General features: G+C 41.2%; 24 protein-coding genes and 1 pseudogene. 7 read left to right on the forward strand and 18 right to left on the reverse strand.

What is annotated here, in order from left to right; translation table 11 throughout:
* Positions 1-135 precede the first annotated feature (135 nt).
* Entirely contained in the window at positions 136-897 is a 762-nt protein-coding gene (locus DER53_RS01330) for an SDR family oxidoreductase (RefSeq protein WP_015864798.1), read from the reverse strand.
* A gap of 121 nt (positions 898-1,018) precedes the next feature.
* The gene (locus DER53_RS01335; RefSeq protein ID WP_015864799.1) at positions 1,019-1,162 is read right to left on the reverse strand and encodes a hypothetical protein; all 144 of its coding nucleotides are present in this window, start codon (positions 1,160-1,162) and stop codon (positions 1,019-1,021) included.
* Positions 1,163-1,275: 113 nt separating this feature from the next.
* Here DER53_RS01335 and DER53_RS01340 point away from each other — a divergent pair, with 113 nt between their 5' ends.
* Positions 1,276-1,725, forward strand: a complete 450-nt coding sequence (locus DER53_RS01340; RefSeq protein WP_062754966.1) for a universal stress protein — start codon at positions 1,276-1,278, stop codon at positions 1,723-1,725.
* Between the two features lie 23 nt (positions 1,726-1,748).
* On the opposite strand, the gene argH is transcribed toward DER53_RS01340, so the two are convergent.
* Positions 1,749-3,128, reverse strand: coding sequence for an argininosuccinate lyase (gene argH, locus DER53_RS01345; RefSeq protein ID WP_062754968.1), 1,380 nt, complete (start codon positions 3,126-3,128; stop codon positions 1,749-1,751).
* Positions 3,125-4,333 (reverse strand): argininosuccinate synthase, encoded by a 1,209-nt coding sequence (locus tag DER53_RS01350; protein WP_015864802.1) that lies wholly within the window; start codon positions 4,331-4,333, stop codon positions 3,125-3,127. The genes argH and DER53_RS01350 overlap by 4 nt, the downstream gene beginning before the upstream one ends.
* Before the next feature lie 189 nt (positions 4,334-4,522).
* On the opposite strand from DER53_RS01350, the gene DER53_RS01355 reads away from it, so the two are divergent.
* Positions 4,523-4,837: a hypothetical protein gene (locus DER53_RS01355; RefSeq protein ID WP_015864803.1), complete on the forward strand. Its 315-nt coding sequence runs from the start codon at positions 4,523-4,525 to the stop codon at positions 4,835-4,837.
* Between the two features lie 158 nt (positions 4,838-4,995).
* Entirely contained in the window at positions 4,996-6,654 is a 1,659-nt protein-coding gene (locus tag DER53_RS01360) for an acetate--CoA ligase (RefSeq protein ID WP_062754970.1), read from the forward strand.
* Between the two features lie 46 nt (positions 6,655-6,700).
* On the opposite strand, the gene DER53_RS01365 is transcribed toward DER53_RS01360, so the two are convergent.
* The 8 genes from DER53_RS01365 to sppA all read right to left on the reverse strand — a co-directional run bounded on the left by DER53_RS01365 (position 6,701) and on the right by sppA (position 13,105).
* Positions 6,701-7,216, reverse strand: coding sequence for a MogA/MoaB family molybdenum cofactor biosynthesis protein (locus DER53_RS01365; protein WP_062679240.1), 516 nt, complete (start codon positions 7,214-7,216; stop codon positions 6,701-6,703).
* A 70-nt stretch (positions 7,217-7,286) separates the two neighbouring features.
* Positions 7,287-8,480 (reverse strand): acetate kinase, encoded by a 1,194-nt coding sequence (locus DER53_RS01370; RefSeq protein WP_062754972.1) that lies wholly within the window; start codon positions 8,478-8,480, stop codon positions 7,287-7,289.
* Positions 8,481-8,694: 214 nt separating this feature from the next.
* Positions 8,695-9,684, reverse strand: a complete 990-nt coding sequence (locus DER53_RS01375; protein WP_015864806.1) for a class I SAM-dependent methyltransferase — start codon at positions 9,682-9,684, stop codon at positions 8,695-8,697.
* 145 nt (positions 9,685-9,829) lie between these two features.
* Entirely contained in the window at positions 9,830-10,330 is a 501-nt protein-coding gene (tpx, locus tag DER53_RS01380) for a thiol peroxidase (protein ID WP_015864807.1), read from the reverse strand.
* Positions 10,331-10,405: 75 nt separating this feature from the next.
* A complete protein-coding gene (gene ytfJ / locus DER53_RS01385; RefSeq protein ID WP_015864808.1) occupies positions 10,406-10,834 on the reverse strand; it encodes a GerW family sporulation protein in 429 nt (142 codons plus the stop codon).
* Between the two features lie 12 nt (positions 10,835-10,846).
* The gene (locus DER53_RS01390; RefSeq protein WP_062754974.1) at positions 10,847-11,533 is read right to left on the reverse strand and encodes a DUF2953 domain-containing protein; all 687 of its coding nucleotides are present in this window, start codon (positions 11,531-11,533) and stop codon (positions 10,847-10,849) included.
* A gap of 68 nt (positions 11,534-11,601) precedes the next feature.
* Positions 11,602-12,081, reverse strand: a complete 480-nt coding sequence (locus tag DER53_RS01395) for an RDD family protein (protein ID WP_062754976.1) — start codon at positions 12,079-12,081, stop codon at positions 11,602-11,604.
* A 13-nt stretch (positions 12,082-12,094) separates the two neighbouring features.
* A complete protein-coding gene (gene sppA / locus DER53_RS01400; protein WP_062754978.1) occupies positions 12,095-13,105 on the reverse strand; it encodes a signal peptide peptidase SppA in 1,011 nt (336 codons plus the stop codon).
* 136 nt (positions 13,106-13,241) lie between these two features.
* On the opposite strand from sppA, the gene DER53_RS01405 reads away from it, so the two are divergent.
* Positions 13,242-14,045, forward strand: coding sequence for an NAD kinase (locus DER53_RS01405; RefSeq protein WP_015864812.1), 804 nt, complete (start codon positions 13,242-13,244; stop codon positions 14,043-14,045).
* A gap of 172 nt (positions 14,046-14,217) precedes the next feature.
* Here DER53_RS01405 and mbcS read toward each other — a convergent pair whose 3' ends face one another.
* The 5 genes and pseudogenes from mbcS to ezrA form a co-directional block, all read right to left on the reverse strand.
* The gene (gene mbcS / locus DER53_RS01410; protein ID WP_062754980.1) at positions 14,218-15,810 is read right to left on the reverse strand and encodes an acyl-CoA synthetase MbcS; all 1,593 of its coding nucleotides are present in this window, start codon (positions 15,808-15,810) and stop codon (positions 14,218-14,220) included.
* 144 nt (positions 15,811-15,954) lie between these two features.
* Positions 15,955-16,164 carry an alpha/beta-type small acid-soluble spore protein gene (locus DER53_RS01415; RefSeq protein ID WP_015864814.1) on the reverse strand — a complete coding sequence of 70 codons (210 nt, stop codon included), beginning with the start codon at positions 16,162-16,164 and terminating at the stop codon, positions 15,955-15,957.
* Positions 16,165-16,244: 80 nt separating this feature from the next.
* Positions 16,245-17,450 carry a tRNA uracil 4-sulfurtransferase ThiI gene (thiI, locus tag DER53_RS01420; protein ID WP_062754982.1) on the reverse strand — a complete coding sequence of 402 codons (1,206 nt, stop codon included), beginning with the start codon at positions 17,448-17,450 and terminating at the stop codon, positions 16,245-16,247.
* A 5-nt stretch (positions 17,451-17,455) separates the two neighbouring features.
* Positions 17,456-18,598, reverse strand: coding sequence for a cysteine desulfurase family protein (locus DER53_RS01425; RefSeq protein WP_062754984.1), 1,143 nt, complete (start codon positions 18,596-18,598; stop codon positions 17,456-17,458).
* Between the two features lie 164 nt (positions 18,599-18,762).
* Positions 18,763-20,467 (reverse strand): annotated as a pseudogene (gene ezrA / locus DER53_RS01430) (septation ring formation regulator EzrA).
* 185 nt (positions 20,468-20,652) lie between these two features.
* Here ezrA and hisJ point away from each other — a divergent pair.
* Both hisJ and DER53_RS01440 read left to right on the forward strand, forming a co-directional pair.
* Entirely contained in the window at positions 20,653-21,456 is an 804-nt protein-coding gene (hisJ, locus tag DER53_RS01435; protein WP_062679248.1) for a histidinol-phosphatase HisJ, read from the forward strand.
* Positions 21,457-21,514: 58 nt separating this feature from the next.
* A complete protein-coding gene (locus tag DER53_RS01440; RefSeq protein WP_015864819.1) occupies positions 21,515-21,994 on the forward strand; it encodes a GAF domain-containing protein in 480 nt (159 codons plus the stop codon).
* Positions 21,995-22,045: 51 nt separating this feature from the next.
* Here the strand turns inward: DER53_RS01440 and DER53_RS01445 are convergent, their stop codons facing one another.
* The gene (locus DER53_RS01445) at positions 22,046-23,923 is read right to left on the reverse strand and encodes a sensor domain-containing diguanylate cyclase (protein WP_062754988.1); all 1,878 of its coding nucleotides are present in this window, start codon (positions 23,921-23,923) and stop codon (positions 22,046-22,048) included.
* A 341-nt stretch (positions 23,924-24,264) separates the two neighbouring features.
* Here DER53_RS01445 and rpsD point away from each other — a divergent pair, with 341 nt between their 5' ends.
* The gene (gene rpsD / locus DER53_RS01450; protein WP_062754990.1) at positions 24,265-24,867 is read left to right on the forward strand and encodes a 30S ribosomal protein S4; all 603 of its coding nucleotides are present in this window, start codon (positions 24,265-24,267) and stop codon (positions 24,865-24,867) included.
* Positions 24,868-24,886: the final 19 nt, after the last annotated feature.

Here is a 24,886-nt window from a genome sequence, read left to right on the forward strand (position 1 = left end):
TTATCTTTCTCCTATTTTCACTTAAATAAACGATCACTTTTATCTATCAAATGTTTTTTTCACATCCAATGGAACATAGAAAAACAGAAAAATCACCCCACTGCATCGAGCAAGGTGATTTTTGGAAAAATGCGCTTATGTCCAGTATCGATGAATAACATTTACTCCTCCTGTCACATCGATGATCGCTCCTGTAATCATGTCTGAATCTTCTTCGCATAAGAAAGCAACAACACGAGCGATATCTTCCCCTGTTCCCGAGCGCCCAATTGGTGTCTCATTGTCTTTTATTGTACGCGAATAGGCGATCGTCGCTTCTTTCATCTCTCCAACAATATTGCCTGGGCAAACCATATTAGCTGTAATGCCATATTCCGCTTCTTCTAGCGCGATTGTTTTCGTTAATGACACTAACCCGACTTTTGCGGCACTGAACGCGGATCGGTTCGGCCATCCCGGCGCTCCTGCCGCACCTTGAAAACCATATGTAATAATGCGGCCAAATCGTTGTTTTCTCATCACTGGAATCGTTTTTTTCAATAAATGAAATACCGCACTTAAATTTCCTTCAATCATTTCGTACCACTCATCTTCTGTATAATCAGCTAATTTTTTTCGCTCAAAAATATACGGCCCTGCGTTATTAATTAAAAAATCAATCCGCCCAAACCGATCTAACGCCGCGTCCACAAGCGCAGATAAATCCTCTTTTTTTGTGACGTCACCGCGAACAAATTGAAGCCGCTCTTTTAGATGGGCATACTTTTCTTGCAGTGATTGTACCGCTGTTTCATCACTCCGATAATTGACGGTTACCGAATATCCTTTTTCTAACAACAGTTCCGTTACTTTTCTCCCCAGCCCTTTCGCTCCGGCTGTGATGAGGGCATGTCGCACATCTACTCCTCCTCACCTTAACAACTTCCTGTCTTTACTTTACTATAAAGATATGTCTAAACGCATCCATCTCGCTTAAAAAAAATCATCATGGCGCATAAACACCATGATGTAGTGGAAATTATTCACCAACTTCACGCTTTGGATTATAGTGAAGTTCATCACGATCAACAACCCCGCTATGATATGCATCCATAATTTGCTCGCTAACCATTTTTACTGCATCTTCATCATAATCGAAATCTTTTCTATAGTTTTTTTCCATAATTATATCCCTCCTCGTTCATAGAAATATCATACATATGGTAGTTTCTCATTACTTGTAGCAGGTATACTAATAATAGAGATAGCACTTTTATCCAAAGGGAGTGGAGAACAATGACAATGACGTATAAGACGATTGTTGTTGCCATTGATGGTTCCAAAGAAGCGGAATGGGCATTCAAAAAAGCGATCCAAATTGCTAAACGTAATAATGCGAAACTTATTCTTTCTCACGTCATTGATTTACGGAGCTTTGCCGCCCCATTTGAATTATATGACAGCACCGCCGTTAAACGGTCTGAAGAATACGCAAAAGAGCTTTTAAACGGTTACCAACAACAAGCGTTGGACGCTGGATTAAACGATGTGGTCATCGACATTGAATTTGGCTCCCCAAAAGTAAAAATCGCTAAAGATATAGCGCAAAAATATAAAGCTGATTTGATCATCTGTGGAGCAACAGGATTAAACGCAGTCGAACGCCTGTTAATTGGAAGCGTTTCCGAGCATATCACCCGCTATGCGAAGTGCGATGTGCTTGTCGTGCGAACCGAAAAAGAATAAAGAAAAACACTCCGCAGCATCCGCTACGGAGTGTTCACTATTTTTTTAGCTTTTTCCAACGCTTTTCTTACTTCGGAAAAACCTGTTCCGCCCGCGCTATTGCGGCGGTTAACAGCGGTGTATGGCTTAAGCGCTTCATATATATCTTCTTCAAACAACGGTGACGCTTCCTTATAGACATCCATCGGCAAATCGGCTAAAAATACGCCTTTTTCAATACAAATTAGCACGAGTTTGCCAACAATCTCATGCGCCTCGCGGAATGGTACCCCTTTGTTGGCTAAGTAGTCGGCAAGCTCCGTTGCATTCGAAAAATCTTGTTTTGTCGCTTTTTCCATAACATCGACGTTTACTTTCATCGTTTTAATCATACCAGCGAAGATTTTCAGCGATCCAGTGACCGTTTTCACCGTATCGAACATGCCTTCTTTGTCTTCTTGCATATCTTTGTTGTACGCAAGCGGCGTTCCTTTCATCACTGTCAAAAGCGCTAATAAATTTCCGTATACCCGTCCCGTTTTTCCGCGAATTAATTCTGCCATGTCCGGATTTTTCTTTTGCGGCATAATGCTGCTTCCTGTGGCGAACGCATCGTCAATTTCAATAAATTGAAACTCTTGGCTTGACCAAAGAATAAGCTCCTCGCAAAAACGTGATAAATGCATCATCAGCATGGAGCTGTTGCTTAAAAATTCAATGATAAAATCACGGTCGCTCACCGCATCGATACTGTTTTCGTAGATGCCGTCAAAGCCAAGAAGCTCCGCGGTCAAATGACGGTCAATTGGAAACGTTGTTCCAGCGAGCGCTCCCGCCCCGAGCGGTGATTTATTAATGCGCTTTAATGATTCACGGAATCGCTCGCGGTCGCGTTCAAGCATCCAAAAATACGCAAGCAAATGATGGGCAAACGAAATCGGCTGCGCCCGCTGCAAATGTGTATATCCCGGTACAATTGTTTCCACGTGCTCCTCCGCTTTTTCGACAAGCACCTTTTGCAATTCTTGAATAAGCGCGATGATTTCCGTTACGCGTTTGCGCAAATATAAATGCATATCGGTTGCCACTTGGTCGTTTCGGCTTCTTCCTGTGTGCAGTTTCCCACCGACAGGGCCAATTTCATCAATAAGCATTTTTTCAATATTTAAATGAATATCCTCGTAGGCAACAGAAAATTCGAGCTTGCCTTGTTTCGCTTTTTCTAGCAGCGTAAACAGTCCGGCCTTGATTTTCTCCACATCCTCACTTGGCAAAATTCCGCATTTGCCAAGCATCGTTGCATGAGCGATGCTGCCCTCTATGTCTTCTTCGACTAACTCTTGGTCGAATGGGATCGACGCTCCAAACTCGTCGACCCACTCTTCCGCTGTTTTCTTAAAACGTCCTCCCCAAAGCTTTTTCACACGTTCACCTTCTTTTGATTGTTGACGATGCTGTATACTTTCGTTGGCAATCCGTACAAGGAAATAAAGCCAACGGCCGCTTGATGATCAAATTGGTCATCCGCCGTATATGTCGCAAGCTTTTCGTCGTATAAGGAGAACTCTGATTTGCGCCCTTCGATAATCGCATGCCCTTTAAACAGCTTCACACGCACCACGCCAGTTACGTTCTTTTGCGTTTCTTTTAAGAAAGCGACAAGCGCGTCTTTAATTGGTGAGAACCACAAACCGTTGTAAATGACTTCCGCTAATTTTTGCTCGATAATCGGTTTAAAATGCGCTACTTCCTTTACAAGTGTTAAGTCTTCTAATTCTTTATGCGCCTTAATTAACGTCATCGCTCCAGGACATTCATACACTTCGCGCGATTTAATGCCGACTAGGCGGTTTTCGACATGGTCGATGCGTCCAACCCCATGTTTTCCGGCAATGGCGTTTAACTCCAAAATTAGCGAAGCGAGCGAATACGGCTTGCCGTTTAATGTCTTCGGCACGCCTTGTTCAAAACCGATTTCAATGATTTCCGGCACATCCGGTGTATTCTCCAACGCTGCCGTTAATTCGTATGCTTCTTCCGGCGGAGCCGCCCAAGGGTCTTCTAAAATACCGCACTCGTTGCTTCTGCCCCATAAGTTTTGGTCAATCGAAAACGGACTGTCTAGATCGACTGGAATCGGAATGCCATGTTTTTTCGCATACTCGATTTCCTCTTCACGCGACCAGCTCCATTCGCGAACCGGCGCGATCACTTCCAAATTTGGATTTAGCGCTTTAATGGATACTTCAAAGCGAACTTGGTCGTTTCCTTTTCCTGTACATCCGTGCGCGACGGCAACCGCCCCTTCCAATTCCGCAATTTCCACTAATTTTTTCGCGATAAGCGGGCGCGATAAGGCGGAGACAAGCGGATATTTTCCTTCATAAAGCGCATGTGCCTGCAATGCAATAAGCGCATATTCATCAGCAAATTCTTCCTTGACATCAATAACATATGACTTAATCGCTCCGACTTTTAACGCTTTTTCTTTCACGAAATCAAGATCTTTTCCTTCTCCAAGGTCTAAACAGCAAGCAATGACATCATAACCTCGCTCTTGCAGCCACTTAATCGCAACAGATGTATCTAAACCACCGGAATACGCCAGCACAAGTTTCGGATTCGTCATATTGTATTCCCCTTCCCTTTCACATAAATATACTTGCGCATAAATAAATATTCACCAAGTATATTATCACTTTATCAGTTTTTATAAGGTTTTTCAATAGTTATTCATGAAAAAGTATAAAAATACTGAAAGTTGGTTCTTTCTGTTCTTTTTTATAAAATAGAAAATAAGGGAAAGCGAGGGAGAAGCATGGAGCAATATTTCATTTATGATCAACGTCTTGGCATTCCATTGCCGAAACTTGAAAAAGACTGGGAGGATTATAGCGAAGACGAACAACACGCAATTTTGCTGCGATGGGAAAATATTCGTGGAACCATTCCCGACCGTATTGCCGAATTAGAAAAAATTATTAACGAAAAACAAGATCAGTTGAGTGATGAAAACGATTTTGAGCGCTCATGCCGGTTAAATTCGGAAATAGCCGAACTCGCCTCGATCATCAACGATTTATGGATTTGGTATCGGATGAATCAAACGGTATCGATGCGCGCTCATCAATAAAACAATGAAGGAGCGAAAAGATGGCAGAAAAATGCTCCTTCTTTTTTTGCCTCTGGATACAATATACTATTTTATTTTTAAATAATATATTGAATATTTTTTCTTTTGCAATTATTATTGATATTGATTCTACCTTTTACAACAGTGGAGGGGTATAAATGCCAAATAAAACGTCCCATTCTTCATTAACCACTTCTTTTTCTTGGGAGACCGTGTTTCAACATTACGACTGGAATCCACGTGAACGTTTCAATGTCGCTCATGAAGTATGTGACCGCTATGCAGAAGATCCAACTCGCATTGCTCTGTTTTACGAAAACCATTTAGGGGAAAAGCGAGCCATCACCTATCGAGAATTGCGGGATTGGTCGAACCAAATGGCGAATGTATTTCGCAAACTTGGAGTAAAAAAAGGAGATAGAGTTTGCGCTCTTCTGCCTAAAAATCCTGCTCTGGTCGTTTATATTTTAGCTGCTTGGAAAGTTGGCGCGGTTTATGTTCCATTATTTACAGCGTTTGGTCCACAGGCGATTGAATATCGGATTAATCATTCTGAAGCAAAAGTGATTTTGACGAATAAAGAACAACGTTCAAAATTACCTCCAAGAGAAAAAATGCCAACATTAGAGCATATTTTTGTCATTGATGAAACAAATGACCATAACGATTTATCATTTTGGGAAACGCTTTCAAAAGAGTCTGTCGATCATCAGACCGAAGAAACAACTGTGGACGATTTACTAGCTATCCAATACACATCCGGATCGACGGGGATGCCTAAAGGAGCCATGTGGTCGCACAACTTGCTCATTAACATATATCCTTATATGCGATACGCCATCGATTTACGGGATGATGATGTATTTTTAGGAGGAGCCGATCCGGGATGGGCTTACGGGCTGATCTTTTGCACATTTGCGCCAATGTGCTTTGGCGTGCCAATCGTCTTTTACGAAGGACCGTTTAAACCAGAAACGTACTATTCTCTTATGGAAAAATATCATGTAACGAATTTCGCTTACGCACCGACCGCTTATCGCGCGATGGTCGCAGCAGGAGCAGAATTAATCAATAAATACAATATCCGCGTGCGGGCAATGAGTTCCGCGGGAGAACCGCTTAATCCGGAAGTGATCCGCTTTTTCCAAAAACATTTAGGGGTTACTGTCCACGACCAATATGGGCTATCGGAAACGTTAATGCTGATCGGCAATTTCAACGCGGTTGACATGGAGATACGCCCTGGTTCGATGGGATGGGTGCTGCCGGGATTTGAAGTCGCGCTGCTCAGCGAAGAAGGCGTTCCGGTAGAGGACGGAAATGTTGGACAAATTGCTTTTAACACGAATTCCATTCCAAACGTGTTCAAAGGTTATTGGAAAGATCCTGAAAAAACGGCTGAGAGATTGGCAGGAAGCTGGTTCCTCACTGGAGACTTGGCAACGAAAGACGCGGACGGATACTTTTGGTTCCAAGGCAGGGCCGATGACATCATCTCTAGTGCCGGATATCGCATTGGGCCTTTTGAAATAGAGAGCTGTCTCATCGAACATCCAGCGGTAGTGGAAGCAGCGGCCGTTGGAAAACCAGATCCGTTAAAAGGGGAAATCGTCAAAGCCTTCGTCGTATTGGCAGATGGATTTACTCCATCAGACGAACTAGCGCAAGAATTATCATTATTCGTGAAAAACCGTTTATCAAAACACGAATACCCTCGCGAAGTGGAATTCGTAACGGAACTGCCTAAGACGCCTAGTGGAAAAATCCAGCGATTTATCCTACGCAATCAAGAAGTCGAAAAACAAAAAAACACCTAATCAGGCAAAAAAGTGTCCGATTCCTTGAACGGACACTTTTTTGCTTTCATCGTAAATCTTTCCTTATTTCCCGCACCACATGGCCAAGCTCCGGCAAAATCAATTTTGTCATCGCAAGGCGCACCGCTCCCGACGACCCTGGGGTGGAAAAAATCGCTGTATCGTTCGCTACGCCGGCAATCGCCCTCGATAATATCGCGGCTGAACCGATATCTTCCGTGTAGCTTAACATGCGAAACAACTCGCCAAAGCCAACGATTTCTTTTTCGATGATTTCTTTTACTGTTTCAATGGTCACATCCCGTTTAGCGATGCCTGTGCCGCCGTTTGTTAGCACCACATCAATATTCGTCTGTTCGCATCCGTGCAAAATCGCCTCTCGAATCGCTTCTTTTTCATCTTTTACGATTTCATAACTGACAACTTCATGACCAGCTTCTTTTAATAAATCCATCATTAATTTTCCGCTCTTATCCGTGTCTTTTGTCCTTGTGTCACTAATCGTAATGACTTTACAGCGGACGATGTGCGGTGCTTCTTTTTTATGTTCCGTAACGCTCATATCGATCACCTATTTGATTAAAATTTTTTATAAAAAAGCAGCCTTCATAAAAGGCTGCTTTTATTCCATATTAACCAATATTCGCCAGTCTGACAACATCCCGCGCAATCATGACTTCTTCGTTCGTCGGGATGACTAACACTTTTACCGGGGAGTGTGGATAGCTAATGAACGCCTCTTTGCCGCGCACTTTATTTAATGCAGGATCCCAGTATACTCCCATAAATTCAAGGCCGCGCAAGACTTTCGCACGGATCACTTCACTGTTTTCGCCAATTCCAGCCGTGAAAATGATCGCATCTACACCGCACATGCGCGCCGCATAAGAACCGATATATTTATGAATGCGATTAGCAAATACTTCAAGCGCCAGCTCAGCACGTTTATTTCCTTCTGCCGCAGCTTTTTCAAGGTCGCGCAAATCGCTAGAAAGACCGGAAATTCCAAGCATTCCGCTTTTCTTATTTAATACTTCAAGCACTTCATCCGCAGTCATTCCCGTTTTTTGCATAATGTAAGGGATAAGGGCTGGGTCAATGTTCCCTGAACGCGTTCCCATTGCTACACCAGCGAGCGGCGTAAAGCCCATGGACGTATCGATCGATTTTCCTCCTTCTACTGCCGCGATGCTGGCCCCATTTCCAAGATGGCAAGAAATGAGGCGAAGCTGTTCAATCGGGCGGCCAAGCAATTCGGCAGCACGTTGTGTTACATACTTATGAGACGTACCATGGAACCCGTATTTGCGAATGCCAAATTTCGTATAGTACTCATATGGAAGGCTGTATAAAAACGACTGCTCCGGCATCGTTTGATGAAAAGCCGTATCAAACACCGCCACGGCAGGCACATTTGGCAATACTTCTTGAAATGCTTTAATACCGATGATGTTTGCCGGATTATGAAGCGGAGCAAGCTCAGATACTTCTTCAATTTGCTTTAATACTTCATCAGTAATCAGCACGGAATCACTGAATTTCTCCCCGCCATGCACAACGCGATGACCAATTCCGTCAATTTCTTCAAACGAACGAATAATACCGTGGCTGATTAGCTTGTCAAGCAACATTTTCACAGCTACCGCGTGGTTTGGAATCGCTGTCACTTCTTGGATTTTTTCACCGTTGACCGTAATTGTAAAAATCGCATCGTCAAAACCGATTCGTTCCACGATTCCTTTCGTTAGAACGGTTTCGTTCGGCATCTCAAATAATTGAAACTTTAAGGATGAACTACCCGCGTTAATCGCTAAAATTTTGGACATATTTCAAACAACTCCTTTAATTTATCGCTATCGTTATTTTGTTCGATTTTTAATTATTTCACTATACTTTTTCATTGTATGATTGTTCATCCACCCTTTCAAGCAAATTATTTGTGATAATTTGGTGACAAGCCTATATTTTTATCTTTCGAAAATAAAAATAATTACTATCTTCCGAAAATAAAAACAGTTCCCACTTATCACGGGAACTGTTTTACTTCCCTTTTTCTTCTGTAACCCATTCATCAATTTTTCTCATCATCGCCTGCATCGCCTGTTTATTGGAGAAACGGGGAAGTTCCGCTAACAACGCTTTTTTCGGTGCTTTTACGTTTTCTCCTTTCTTTTGCAAAATAAAAATGCTTTTTGCTGCTTGTTCTGTTTTAAACATCGATAGCGGCAGTTGCAACAATCCTTGAATAACCGCATGCTCTTTAATAAATTCATGCAATTTTGCCGCTTGGTCACTTGAAAATAATGTATTTGGAATTAAGAAAAACAAGTAGCCGCCTTCTTTTGTATAATACAAGCTTTGTTCAATGAACAAATGATGGGCGTATGAATGTCCTTCTTCCGCCTTTAATGCAAAGCGAGAAGCATTTTCTTTATGTGGATAATAACCGACAGGCAAATCACACACGACTACATCTGCAAGCTCTACAAATAGCGGCTGCAGCCCATCTTGATTAAAAAGCTGAATCGCGTGTTTTTGCAAATTCGCGTTCACATATGCCAGCTTGATTAATACATCGTCCACATCCACACCGTAACTTTTCGTTTGCTTCCCTTTAAGATGGTTAAGCACCGTTGTCAGCAAATTTGCGGTACCGACGGCAGGATCAAGAATGGTAAGCGCCAGATGTTGGCGAGTAAATTGATTGACTAAATAGCTTATAAATAAACTAACCGCATCCGGGGTCATTTGATGATGCGGTTGTGTATATTCCTTCATTCCTTTTAACACCGCAAGCTGAAATGCTTTTCTTATTTCTTCATTCGTAAACCGTTCGAGTTGAATGTCGGCATATTGTTTTTTGAGACGTTTCGCGTTGACTTCGCTCACTTCTTCTTGAAGAACATCGCCGTGAAACACATTTTCTCCCGTTTCTGCCACCGCTTCTAAATAGGTGCATTGTAATTCATCTTGCAAAATTTTGGCTGTTTCATCAAATAATGTAAACAAACGTTCTACTGGAGTTGCCATTGTTCCTCCACCTTTCCGTAAGTGTCCAATACTTTATTGTACGATGTGCACAATCCAATAGCAAGAAGGATAAACGAACATTTGCCGATCGCAAGCCTGTGTCGATAAAATAGGAAAGACCTCGAACAAGTCGAGGTCTTTTCGGTTATTTTGCTGCTTTTGCCGCTTCGATGGCCGCTTCGTAGTTCGGATGATTTGTTACTTCCGGCACATATTCCACATATGTTACAATATCGTTGCTGTCAATGACAAACACCGCGCGTGCCAGTAAACGCAATTCTTTAATCAGCACGCCGTACGCTTGCCCAAAGGAAACATCGCGATGGTCAGAAAGAACTTGTACGTTTTCCACACCTGCCGCCCCGCACCAGCGTTTTTGCGCAAACGGCAAATCAACGCTAATCGTCAATACTTTCACATTATCCAATTTTGCTGCTTCTTCATTAAACCGGCGTGTTTGCGCATCACAAACGCCTGTATCCAGCGACGGAACAACACTGATCAAGCGGACGTGGCCTTTCGTATCAGCGAGCGTGACTTCCGATAAATCGTTAGCCAATACTTTAAAATCAGGTGCTTTGTCTCCCACTTTCACTTCATTACCAACTAATGTTACCGGTTGTCCTTTAAATGTAACTTGCGCCATTGGTCTTCCCCCCTTAAAATATGTACTACTGTCATCATAAAGGGAATACCAAAAAATTTCAATGGTTTCAACTTATCAAATATCAAAATCGTGTTTTTCTGTTGGCGAATCCTTTTTATTTTTCTTTAACATCTCTTGAATTTTCTCAATCGCCTGCGGTGCCACATCCAATATCTTTTCATATAAATGAGTGCTTTCGTCAAGATGAAGCAGTTTTACTCCCGAAGAGTTAACGATCAAAAAGGCAATAGGCGTAATGGAAACACCGCCGCCGCTTCCGCCGCCAAATGGATGCTCACTAGCCTGTTGTTGACTAGCGCCATTGCCATCCATCATAAATTCACTACCACCCGCCGCAAATCCAAAACCTACTTTGGAAACCGTTAAAATGATACTTCCGTCTGGCGTTTCGACCGGATCACCGATAATTGTATTGACATCAATCATTTGTTTTAAATTTTCCATCGCTGTTGTCATAAGCCCTTGAATTGGATGATTGCTCATGCAAGATTCCTCCTAGTAGCTTTCATTTGTTTGCTGGGTGACAAATGTTTTTATTTCTGACAAATGATAGTCACGCCAATATTTCACAACTCGTATTCCTGCTAACATAGCATGCCCGATTCGAAAATGAATCATACATACGAATTTCGTTTCGGAAATTGCTTCATGAAAAGATGGAGTAATCATTAAACAAGGTGACGTTTGTAGTTTCATATATTTGCTAAATAATGCAACCAAACTATATTTCAACGACCATCCTAATCCGACAATCATCCCTGTTGCCGCTGCATCTCCTGTTCCGATTTTCGTCTGCCATTCGAATTTCGTAATGGATATATGACGAAGGAATTTTTTTATAATTGCATTCAGTCGTACGACATGTCTGGCAAACTCCTTTGCTTTCTGAAAGCTATCGATAATATCCTCTAGCGTATACTTGCTTCGGTTTGGCTTGCTTTCGGAAATATTTTTTACCGTTTTGTTATGAACAATGACGATACCTGGCGACTCTGTTTCTATTTTTACTAATGGTATATGTATCGTATATCGAATAATCCCAAATAATGTTCGAAACGTAATTTTCCATTCATCATCATCTTGTGCATGTTGAAAAAGAATTGTAATCGACAACTTCATCACCGATAAAACAAAAATCAATAGAAAAAGAGCGACAACTATACTTACCGCAATTTTCAACATCAGCACTCCCCTTCAACATACCATTGTCACCATGTGCGTAAAAAAATAAACCTGCCAATATGACAGGTTTATTCATGAATGACAAGTGTATCAGCAAACTGGTCGTGCATCCCTTTTTTCTTTTCTGAAAAAGCGACAAAAAGAAATCCGATAAACAAAATCGTTTTCGCAATAAACTTCCCGATCACTTCACGAAATAACACGGTCGTCCATGTTAACGGCTTTCCAGACTCATCAATCACTTTTAATCCAAACACCATTTTTCCTAACGTTTGTTGAAAGAATTTTGTCATCAATACAAAATATGCATAAAATGTCAAGGTCGTAGCAATCGTTGCTGGCGCAAACATATTCGTCCGATCAACAGAAATATCCAACAGATGAAAGAACGGAAAAATAAGCAAACGGTTTAAACTGGAGACAACAAGCAAATCGAGCAAATATGCCCAAAATCGCATCCAAAACCCAGCATATCGTACATGAGAAGATACATTTGCATATGTTTCATTTCTTGCCTCTACAGGAACTGGCAGATACTTTTCGGTCATTTTTCCACTTCCTTTATTCAGCATATAAATACATTAAGCGCGGTGAAGAAGGGTTAGAAAGCAATTTTATTAATTCGGTTGCTTCATGCTTTGGCGTTGTGTTTTGATTGAACGCCATTTGAAATAAGGAGCCAAACGAAAATTCATTCGTATATTTCACCACTTGCGCGTCCGACAAATGATGGTCTTTTTTTAATGCGGCGATCGTATCGTCCAAATAACCAAATTCGTCAATCAAATGCAATTGTTTTGCCTGTCTTCCATCATAAATTCGCCCATCGGCAATTTTTCGAACTTCGCTTTCCGGAAGATGTCTGCCTTCGGAAATCACTTTCACAAATCCCTCATAAGAATTTTGAATTAGTTGCTGCAATATTTTCTTTTCTTCTTCCGTCATTTCCCTTGTCGGATTCATAATGTCTTTATACGGTCCGCTTTTGATCGTGACAAGCTTTACTCCATACTTTTTAGCAAGTCCTTCATAGTTTAAACTTTGCATAATCACCCCCAGCGAACCGGTAATCGTTTCAGGACTTGCGAAAATTTTATCCCCTGCCGTCGAAATGTAGTATCCTCCCGAAGCTGCCATCGATCCCATTGAAACGTAAATTGGTTTCTTCGTTTCTTTTTTTAGTTCCAGCAGTTGGTCGTGAATCTCCGCGCTTTCCACGACGCCGCCCCCAGGTGAATTTACTCTTAGCACAATCGCTTTTACCGTATCGTCATTTTTTGCTTGCTCAATCATTCGCAAAAATGATTGATGATCATATCCTGCTGCAGCAAATAGCGCCCCCGTATCTCCTACATCTTGAATAACTCCATTTACTTCAAGAACAACGATTTTTTGCAATTCATCGCCATCTTCAAGAACCTCTTCGCTGAACTCATTCTGCACTAATGCAAGCCAATTTCCCGACCATTTTTCCGCATCGCTTGTTAACAGTGTAGTAATAACGTTTACTAAGGCGGAAAAAACAAATAATACAACAGCAATCAATAACGCGATCCATCGCTTTCGATTCATCATTCTTCCCCCTATGAAAACAACTTATTTTTAGATTTCGTGTAAAAGTGTTACACTAAATTATGTATACTTCACTTATTGTACCATAATTACCAATTGACTAAAATATGACAACGGGACAATGGGAGGGTTTTAAATGGCAGACGAGCGCAATCATCTTTATTTTTTTTATAAGCGTGATGAACAACTGATGAAACGTGTAGAACCGCTGATCACGCTTGCAAAACAAGGTCCGTTTGTGGTAGTCGATGATCATAAAAAAGCGAATATCATCGTCAGCATCGGGGACGATGGCTCGTTTTTACAAGCGGTGCGTCAAACAGGATTTCGCAACGATTGCTTATATGTCGGGATTTCCACACTTCCGTCACGCGGGTTTTACTGCGACTTTCAAATTGATGACATTGATCATATGGCAGAAGCAATAAAAAATTTACAGCTGGAAGTAAGAAAATATCCAATTATTCAAGTTACCATTGATGGCACCGCTTCATTTTTCTGTTTAAACGAATGTTCCATTCGCTCGCAAATTATTAAAACATTAACGATGGACGTATTTATTGACGACCTGCACTTTGAAACGTTTCGTGGAGATGGAATCATCATTTCGACACCGACAGGAAGTACGGCATATAATAAATCGGTAAACGGCGCTGTCGTTGATCCGCTTCTTCCTTGCTTTCAAGTAAGCGAGTTAGCTTCACTCAATAATAACCGTTACCGGACGCTCGGTTCATCGTTTATTTTAAGCGGAGAGCGAAAATTAACTTTAAAAATGTCCGATGAAACAAGCCATTTTCCAATCATTGGTTTAGATAATGAAGCATTAAGCATTCAACATATTGAAAAAATTGATGTCATCTTAAGCGACAGAGTGATTAAAACCGTCCGTTTAAAGGACAATTCTTTCTGGGACAAAGTAAAACGAGTGTTTTTATAAGAAAACTCTCTCTGGAAGTAAACTGTTCTTCGCCCGCTGGGGTGTTCTTGCTTTTGTTGTGATTTAGCTTTTTGATAAGACGAGTCAGGCTGGAGACAATCTTTCGCCCACAATGCCGTTTAAGAGCAAAAAAGGACTGTTTCCTGTTTGAAACAGTCCTTTTTTTACTTTTTTATTGCTGCTTTGCAAGGCGCATCTCGCGTTCGCGCAGCTCCACGCGACGGATTTTTCCTGACGGCGTTTTCGGCAAATCATCGACAAATTCAATTTTACGCGGGTATTTATACGGTGCGGTCAGCTGTTTGACATGCTCCTGCAGCTTTGGAATCAGCGCCGGATCATTTTTATCTACTCCTTCGCGAAGAACAACAAACGCTTTCACAACATAACCGCGTATTTCATCTGGACTAGCGACGACAGCACACTCTTTTACCGCAGGGTGCTTGACAAGGGCGTCTTCTACTTCAAACGGTCCGATTGTATAACCGGAGCTAATGATAATATCATCTCCACGCCCTTCAAACCAAAAATATCCATCTTCATCTTTTCTCGCTTTATCCCCTGTAATATAATAATCACCGCGGAATTGCATCGCCGTTCTTTCCGGATCTTTATAGTAATACTTAAACAGCGTTGCAGTGTCGACGTGGACGGCGATATCGCCAACTTCGCCGACGGCGCAAGGTTCCCCGTTTTCATTGATAATCTCAACGATGTTTCCCGGCGTCGGTTTGCCCATGGAGCCTGGTTTGATCTTCATACCTTTCATAACGCCGACAAGCAATGTATTTTCCGTTTGTCCATATCCATCCCGGACTTGAATGTTGAAATATTTTTCAAACGTATCAATCACTTCCCTGTTAAGCGGCTCTCCGGCTGATACGGCGCTGCGGAGATGCGGAAGCTTATAATCGCCGATATTTGGCACTTTTGCCATTAGCCGATACTCCGTCGGCGTGCAGCAAAGCACATTTACTTCGTACTTGCTTAAAAGCTGTAAATATTTTTCTGGATCAAACCGGCCATAATACACAAACCCAGTGGCGCCTGAACCGAGCGTTGATAAAAACGGGCTCCAAATCCATTTTTGCCATCCTGGACCGGCAGTCGCCCAGACAAGATCATTTTCTTCAATGCATAACCAATTTTTCGCAGCGATGCGCAAATGCGCATACCCCCACCCGTGCGAATGAACGACCCCTTTCGGATTTCCGGTCGTTCCCGATGTATAAGATAAAAACGCCATATCATCACGGGATGTGTCAGCCGCAACAAGCTCATCGCTTTCTGCCTTCATCGCTTCCTCTAAATTGATCCAACCGCTCGGTTTCGTCTTTCCGACAACGAATTTCATAATATGGTCAATGTTTCCGATCGGTTCAAATTGATCCACATATGGCTCATACGCAATAATCGCTTTTACCTCACCATGGGAAATACGGTATTGCAGATCTTTTGTGCGTAGCATTTCCGAACTCGGAATGACTACCAGCCCCGCTTTTAATGTTCCTAAATATACTTCATACGCTTCAATTAAGCGGGGCACCATAACAAGCACTTTATCCCCTTTTTCAAGCCCACGTTTTAATAAAGCGTTTCCAATTTTATTGGCGTGTTTGATTAAATCGCCATATGTAATTTCCCGTGTTTCCCCTTGTTCATTTTCCCATTTTAAAGCAAGCTTATTCGGATTAGCCATCGCATGTTTTTCGATCTCAGACGTTAAATTATAGCGTTCCGGCGCAATGAAATTTTCCCGCTTCATTTTCTCCAACTCCCCTTTACAATATGATAGGTGCCAATTTAGCGCATGCTACTTACATTATACAAAATAATTTATATATTTTGAATATTTTTAAAAAATAATAAAAGGCGGGATAAACCCGCCTTCGTAGCCATATATATTCAATTAAAATTGTTGTTGAGTACCGCCTAATTGTTGTTGCGCCATAGCAACAAGGCGTTTTGTGATTTCTCCCCCAACAGAACCGTTAGCGCGAGAAGTAGTATCAGCGCCTAATTTTACGCCAAATTCTTGAGCGATTTCGTATTTCATTTGTTCAAGAGCTTGTTGTGCTCCTGGAACAAGCAATTGATTCGAATTGTTGTTGCGTGCCATATGTTTTCACCTCCTTGTACCTATAGAATGTGTGAAAACATATGGCTTCATGCATTTATCTCATTGGTAAATTTCGGGATTTAGAATAACTGTTCAAACTCATCTTCCGTTGCGGAATGTTCGTCGATGACCATCGTTTCCGTATTTGCGATCGCCTTCTCTATTAATGGTTGTAAATCAACAAAACTTTCATAATGAACCACTTTTTCTTTTTTTGGTTTTGTTTTTGGCGATCTTGGCGTAAAAATGGTACAACAATCTTCATATGGAAGAATCGAAATATCGTGTGTGTCAATTTTTTTAGCAATGTCGATAATTTCTATTTTATCCATCGATACAAGCGGCCGCAAAATCGGCGTTGTGGTGACATCATTAATGACAAACATGCTTTCTAGAGTTTGGCTGGCAACTTGTCCAAGGCTTTCCCCTGTCACAATCGCAAGTGCTCGATGCCGCTGACGCAATGCATCAGTAATTTTTAGCATTGCTCTTCTTGTTGAAATAAGCGAGTATTCGTTTGGCACTTGTGTATAAATGGCTTGCTGCACTTCTGTAAAAGGAACAATGTGAAGTTTTATTTTTCCTCCGTACGTGGTTAATTTTTTCACTAAATCAATCACTTTTTGTTTTGCCCGATCGCTTGTAAACGGCGGACTAAAAAAGTGAACCGCTTCTATTTCCAATCCGCGCTTCATTGCCAAATACCCGGCAACTGGGCTATCGATTCCACCGGAAAGCATGAGCATTGCTTTGCCGCTCGATCCCACCGGCAAGCCTCCGGGACCTGGAATATCGTGACACGTGATATATGTGCCTTCTTGGCGAACTTCCACGCGGACATCGATATCAGGATCATGTACATTTACCGTTAACCCGTCTGTATTGCGCAAAATATGAGCGCCAATTTCATAATTTAACTCGCTGCTTCCATACGGAAATTGCTTATCCACTCTTCGAGCGCTTATTTTAAACGTTTTTCCTTCATGAGGAAGCTGCTTAACAGCTGCCAATGCTGTTTCTTTTATTTCGTTCAATTCATTATGACATTTCATTGCTAAACTAAATGAATGAATGCCAAATACATTTTTTAATTTGTCAATAATCGGTTCATGCGGTTCTCCGTTTAGTAAAATGTACATGCGATCACGCATATATTCGATTTTAATATTCGGAAACTCATGAAGTTTTTTAGCGACATTATCTTTTAAACGGCGAACAAACAAGTTTCGATTTCGACCTTTTGTCGTCATTTCTCCATAGCGAATTAAAATACGGTCATATTTCATAGCAATTACCTCGTTACCTCTCTTAATTTTTCGATTGCCTTTTTCATCACGGCGATAGCAATCGGAATTTCTTCGAGCGTATTTTCAAAGGAAAGGCTAATGCGAATGCCGCTTTCCGCCCGTTTGTCCCCCATTCCCATCGCCAATAATGTTTTACTTGGCGCCTTCTTTTTCGAAGAACACGCCGATGTAGTGGAAACAAAAATATCGTTTTTTTCCAATTCATGAACAAACACTTCCGGTTTAATGCCATCTAAAGAAAAGTTAATAATATGCGGGGCGGAATGCTCTAATGGCGTATTTATTTGAATAAAGGGAATCTCTTTTAATTCATTGAGCCAAGCTTGCTTGACTTCAAGTAAATAATCGATTTGTTTGTCGTATTTTTCTAACGACATCCGCAACGCTTTTGCCATTGCTACAATTGCCGGAACATTTTCGGTCCCAGAACGGAGCTGCATTTCCTGCCCTCCGCCCGCTAACAACGGCGAAAGCTGAATTCCTTGGCGAACGTATAAAATTCCCGCACCACGCAGCCCATGAAACTTATGAGCCGACATTGTACATAAATCAATATGCGCTTTTTTCATATCAAGCGGTACTTTACTGATTCCTTGCACTCGGTCGACATGGAAAATCGTTTTCGGATAGTTCGAAAGCAGCTCACCAATCTCTTCTACAGGTTGAATAGCGCCAACTTCATTATTGACATGCATAATCGAAACGAGAATCGTATCATCGCGCAGCGCTTTTTTTACTTGCTCAACTGTAACGACACCATTTTCATTCACCGGTAAATATGTCACTTCAAATCCTAATTGTTCCAATTGATGGCAAGCCTCTGATACAGATGGATGCTCAATCGCCGTCGTAATAATATGATTGCCGCGATGGCGATATTGAAAGGCAACTCCTTTTATGGCAAAATTATTTGCTTCCGTTCCTCCAGATGTAAAAATAATTTCGCTCGGTTTGACTTGCAATGACGCGGCAATTTGTTCACGAGCTTGCGTTAATAGCCGCTCCGCTTTCATTCCTAATTCGTGAAGAGAGGACGGATTTCCGAAATACTTTGTAGCCACAGTGACAAACGAATCCACCACTTCAGGAAACGGTTTTGTTGTTGCGCTGTTATCTAAATAAATCATCACGTCCATCCTCCGATTATCGTTAACAAATTGTACACTAGTAAGTAATTATAATAAAGAAAGCCGTTAAACATCAACCGAAACATATTATACTTACATTATTCGCAAAAAAACCGATAAATATCTCTATCTATCCAGTGATATTTATCGGTCTTGCGAATCGTTTATTCTTCCTTGGAACGTTCATCACGAAAAATTTGTTGAATGCGTTGAAGCGCACCAGGCTCCACTTTTTCTAAAGCCGCTACCGCTTGCTCCAGCGCCTGTTCATAATCGTAATGGCGAAATAGAAATTCGGCTTCTTCCAATCCTTCTTTTACGCTAGGATAGCGACGGCGGTAGCGGTTCCCATATTGAATCACTTTTTCGACAAGAGATGCTTGCTCAATCATTTCCACCGTCCGTTCATATACGCGCTGAACCATGTTTCCGGATTCCTCCAACGCTTGATGGACAGCAGACATATTAAGCGGTTTTTCCTCTAAACGCACCGCGACTTTCATCAAACTATCTTTTGCTTCCGACAATTGCAATTCGTAAGATTTTGGAAGCCCTGGCAACCGGCTTTTTTGCACAAGCCGCATTGCTTCCGACAGCTTTTTCTTCATCTCATCTAGTTTTTCGCGGGCAACTAGCTCGTCTTTTCGCAATGTTTGCAACATCTTGCGAAACTCCTCATGCTCTTCTTTCATCATTTCTATTTGCGCCAACAGCTGCTCTAATTCTTCTTTTAAAAGCGAATGAGCGGTTTTCGCTTCTAAAATGCGGGCTTGAATGATTTCAAAACGCTTCATTAACTGGTGGATTTGTTTTTCAATGCTGCGATATTTTTCAAGATCTTTTGTCGATAACCGATAGCTTTGCTGTACAAACAATGTTTCTTCACTTGTTTCTTTCGCTTCTTCGTTGAGCTCGTTCAACATTTCTTCAATACGAGACATTTCTGTTTTTATGTAGTGATGGGAAATTACTTCTTTTTCCAATAAATCGTATAATGTATCAATCTCTTCTTTTATTTCAGTAATCCCTTGTTTTGCTTCTTCTACTTGCAAATCGCCAATCATTTGCATACACTGTTCAATTTTTTCCCGCTTTTGCACTATTTCCCGATCTATTTGTAAATGATCAAGGATATAGCCTTCCTGCTTCATTTCTTTATATCCATCGTAAAGCTCTTCCAGCTGGGCTGGAATCGTTGTTTGACACTCTGTTAATAATTCTGGAATATCGCTCATCATCTCTGTAACTTTGTTTAGTTCCCCTTTTGATGAAAGAACGATTTCCCGCGCAGCCAAGTAGTTTCCTGATGCTGTTAATTCCTCAAACTGTTTAAATTTTGATTCGATCTCTTCTAATTTTTCATCTAGCTTTGCCGCTGCAACTCCGAACGTATACCGATAAGCCAACAACGTTTTTTTTCGCTTCACGATACATTGTTCTTAACTCTTCTATTTCAGTACGGTTTTGCTCCTCACTGCCGATCAATTCATGCACTTCATCAATAATGAGTTGAACTTCCTCTTCCGCTTGACGCAGCAGCTGATCGATTTCACGCAACACCGCTTTTGCTTTTGCATAACGATATTTATCAAGCAATTCTTCTGTATCAAATAATTTTTCTTCCACGTCAGGCAACTTAACAGCTACGAGATCGTCCCACTTTTGCCGCCACTTCTCAAACAATTGTTCCGTTTCTCCCGTCATATTCAATTGTTTTACTTTCGAAAGCTCATCGGGCACCGGTCGATTCATAATCGAAATTTTCCACGCTTCCAGTCGATCAATTTCGCTATACATTTTTTTTCGGTACACATGATTATATATCATTACTCCGCCAAGAAGGAGTAGAACGATAACTGCGATTTCCATCAAGAAATAGCCCCCTTGCACCCGAGTTAGTCACAAAAGAAAATGAGGTTAACCGAGAAGGCAAATTTGCGTAATGTTTTTTCAATGTTTTTATGATACCATGTTAACGACATTTTTTGACCAAATTTTTTATTTTTTTCACAGAAATCTTCATTTTTCTTATATTAAGGAAGGAGTGAGTCATTTTGCGTGACGGGCACATCCATACCCCGTTTTGTCCGCACGGAAGCGGCGATTCACTAGAACAATACGTTGAACGGGCCATTATGCTTGGCTATAAAGAAATTTCTTTTACAGAGCATGCCCCGCTTCCGGAAGGATTTACCGATCCGACACCATATCAAGATAGCGCAATGCGTCGCGAACAAATCGATCATTATTTCGCATCATTAACCGATTTGAAAGCACGTTATCAAAATGATATTATCATCCACATCGGTCTTGAAGTCGATTTTATTCTCGGTTTCGAAGAAAAAACAGCACGATTTTTAGAAGATGTCGGACCGTTGTTAGATGACGGCATTTTATCTGTACATTTTCTCTATTGCAAAGGACAGTACGTCTGTATCGATTACAGCCCTGAAATGTTCGCCGATATCATAACATTATTCGGCTCGATCGACAATGTGTACAATGCGTATTACGACACAGTTTTGCAATCGATTCGCGCAAATCTTGGCCCGTATAAACCGAAACGCATTGGCCATATGACGCTTATCCATAAATTTCAAAAACGCTTCCCTTGTTCTTCACCGATGACGGAGCCGCTGTTACAGATTCTCGATGAAATAAAACTCCGCGATTATGAGCTTGACTATAACGGTGCAGGTGCTAGAAAACCGCTTTGTTTGCAGCCGTATCCGCCAAACTGGGTAATCCGCGAGGCAATGAAGCGAAACATCCGTATTATATATGGTTCAGACGCACATAGCGCAAACGATTTACATCAAGGAACGGACGTTATGCTAAAAGAAGCGTTTTTCGATTGACAAAGTTTCTATAACCACCATAGAATATCCTCATATGGACAAAGGAGGCGGAAAAACATTGTTTCATGCTGTCGCTTATAACGGAACACGGGAAGAAAACTACGAACTTGTCATTCAACAGCTGCGCGCGTTAATTGAAGGAGAATCAAACTTCATCGCTAATTTAGCCAACGCTTCCGCTTTATTAAATCATTTTTTCGAACAAATCAATTGGGTTGGTTTCTACTTAACGGAAAACGATGAGCTTGTGTTAGGTCCGTTTCAAGGGCTTCCGGCCTGTGTACGCATTCCGTTTGGCAAAGGTGTATGCGGCACCGCCGCAAAAAACAAAAAAACCATCATCGTTCCTGACGTTCATCTGTTTCCAGGGCACATTGCATGTGATGCTGCATCGCAATCAGAAATTGTCGTACCTATGATAAAAGATGGGAATGTAATCGGTGTACTAGACATTGATAGTCCGATCAAAAATCGTTTTGATGAAACAGATCAAAAATATTTGGAAAAGTTCGTCGACGTCATTATAGCGACATTATAGGATAGAAAACAATAATCGAGAAGAAAGGAATCCGAATGAACGGATTCCTTTTTACACTTTATATTGACGAACATAATCTTTCACAAAAATACAATTCTTTCCTGTTCTTTTCGCCGCATAAAGCGCCTCATCAGCCCGTTTAAATAAATCTTTCGCTTCTTCGGGACGATTTTTTTTCCAATACGAAATGCCGCATGAAATCGTTACAGGAGGATGTGTTTCCTTTCTTACTTTTTCAGCAAGACGATGCGCAATCGAAATTCCTACGGCTAATGACACTTTCGGCAAATAGACGGCAAGTTCCTCCCCGCCCCAACGAGCGCCGATGTCACTAGCGCGAATATTGGAACGAATGATATTGGCAACCTGAACGAGCACATGATCCCCGATTTGATGTCCATATGTATCATTTACTTGTTTAAAATTATCAATATCGACTAAAATAAACGTTCCAAATTCATCATGAAGCATCGATGTTTTGATTTGTTCATCTAAATAGCGTCTTGTATACAATTTCGTCAAATAGTCCGTAACAACGTGCTTTTCAAGCTCTTCTCTTAACATCGCATTCGTAAATGCGAGGGTGGAATGTTGAATCAGTGACTGCAACAGTTTAAACATTTCAAACGTAAAATGGTATGGTTCGCGATGTAAAACAATCGTAACTCCTTTTAGCTCCCCATTTTGAACCATAGGAGCAGCCATTAGAGAGTGATAGACAGGAACGGAAAGAGAAGCATGAATTTTTGTATCTCCAACAAAGACGATATCCTTTTCCGTTTTCATTTTCTTTTCCACAAATTCAATATACTTTTTGGATTTACAGGATTGAAAAAATGGTGTGCTTCCAGGTAATAGCTTTCGTTTCCTCCCTTCAAACCAGAAAAAACCGACTTCATCCGCACAAAACGATTGCTTAATTTGCTTTACCATAAATTCAATGGCATCTTGAAGACGCAAATTTGCATTCAACTGGTGTATCGTTTCATTAATTAGCTGTAAATCCGCAACGAGACGACGGGATTGCTCATACAATTTCGCATTTTCCAACGCGCTTCCCGCCGTATTGGCAAGCAAAGAAATAAAATTGATTTCCCTTTTTGGAAACTCCATAATGTAAGGGGCCATAATTTCAATAACACCGTAAACGCCCTGCGCTCCTTTAATCGGCGCATACAAAACGGAACGACGCAGCGAAATGGAGTCTTCAAACTGAATTCTCCCCGTCAAAAAAGCCTGCATCGCTGCCATATTTTCGCCGCTTTCATCAAAAACAAGCGGTTTGATTGGCAAATGCCCGTGATGCTGATTATCGTGCGACAAAAGCAAATAGTATGTAAAGGACGGATATACTTGCTTAAGAGTGTTAATAATTTCCTCGAGCACATCATCAATCTTCATCGATGAATGAATTTTCGCGGCAAACCGATGAAGCTGTTCATAACGTTTTTCATCGCTAAGCCCTTGGGATATCATCCTGAACTTTCGGAAAAGCGTTGAAAAATCTTGTTTGATTTTTTTTAGCAGCTTTCTGCTTATGAAAAGCTGGCGATCATACACTAGCTGCAACATCCCGATTAACTCCTCGGAAAGACGAAGGAAAATTTGCGCGGTTATATACTTTTCATCTTCATGAATTTGTATCGTCTGCTGCTCATCATCTACCATTGCTTTTATATTGTCAGGCAGAATTTGATGACAGAAAGGAGAGTGACTTTCTTCTGATTTCGTGATTGCTTCCGGATAAAACGATTTATTTAAAGGATCAAACACAAAAAAAGCAGCTTGCTTTATCATAAGCTCCTGTTTGAGTAGTAACAGCAATTCTGTGATCACATTGGAAAAATTCTCATAATCATCATACGATAAAAACCAATGAAAAAATTTTTGTTTAAAGGCTCCGTACACTTTTTCTTCTTCTAATTTCATCGCCCTTTTCACCTAAACTGATGTTCTCATTCCAGTTAGTTTTAGAATGGAGTATATACAAAACTTTTCAAAAAATTACATCTTTTATTATATCATATTATCTCGAAATAAGGAAAATAAAAATATTGACTTTGCCCTATAAAAGTCATATAATAGCCTTTGTGTAAAATATAGCAGCCTTAGTGCTCACCTTTATGGTTCCATTTTGTTCCTCGATAACGAGGTGTATCGTGTAACTCTTAGCTGCTAGAGCGAGGATACATGAAAACAAAATGGCCATAATTGTTGACGCACGCCTGCTTTTATTTTACCCGAAATAAAAGCAAAAGGAGGAGCATTGAATGGCTCGTTATACAGGTCCAACGTGGAAAATTTCTCGCCGCCTAGGAATCTCCTTAAGCGGTACAGGTAAAGAGTTGCAAAAACGTCCTTACCCACCAGGTCAACATGGTCCAAGTCAACGCAGAAAACTTTCGGAATATGGTCTGCAATTGCAAGAAAAACAAAAACTTCGCCATATGTACGGCGTAAACGAACGTCAATTCCGCAAAACGTTTGAAGAAGCTGGCAAAATGCCTGGTAAACACGGGGAAAACTTTATGATTCTTTTAGAATCACGTTTAGACAACCTTGTTTACCGTTTAGGCTTTGCGCGTACTCGCCGCCAAGCTCGTCAGCTTGTAACGCACGGCCATATTTTAGTTGACGGAAACCGTGTAAACATTCCATCTTATCGCGTGAAACCTGGCCAAACGATTTCTGTCCGCGAAAAATCTCGCAACCTTCAAGTCATTAAAGAAGCATTAGAATTGAACAACTTCGTACCAGATTATTTAACATTGGATGCTGAAAAACTTGAAGGCACATATACTCGTTTACCTGAACGCTCCGAATTGCCAGCGGAAATTAACGAAGCATTAATCGTTGAGTTCTACTCTCGTTAATGCGCCGCATCCCTTCAGA

Origin of the sequence: Parageobacillus toebii NBRC 107807, assembly GCF_003688615.2 — a bacterium.
Lineage (GTDB): Bacteria > Bacillota > Bacilli > Bacillales > Anoxybacillaceae > Parageobacillus_B > Parageobacillus_B toebii.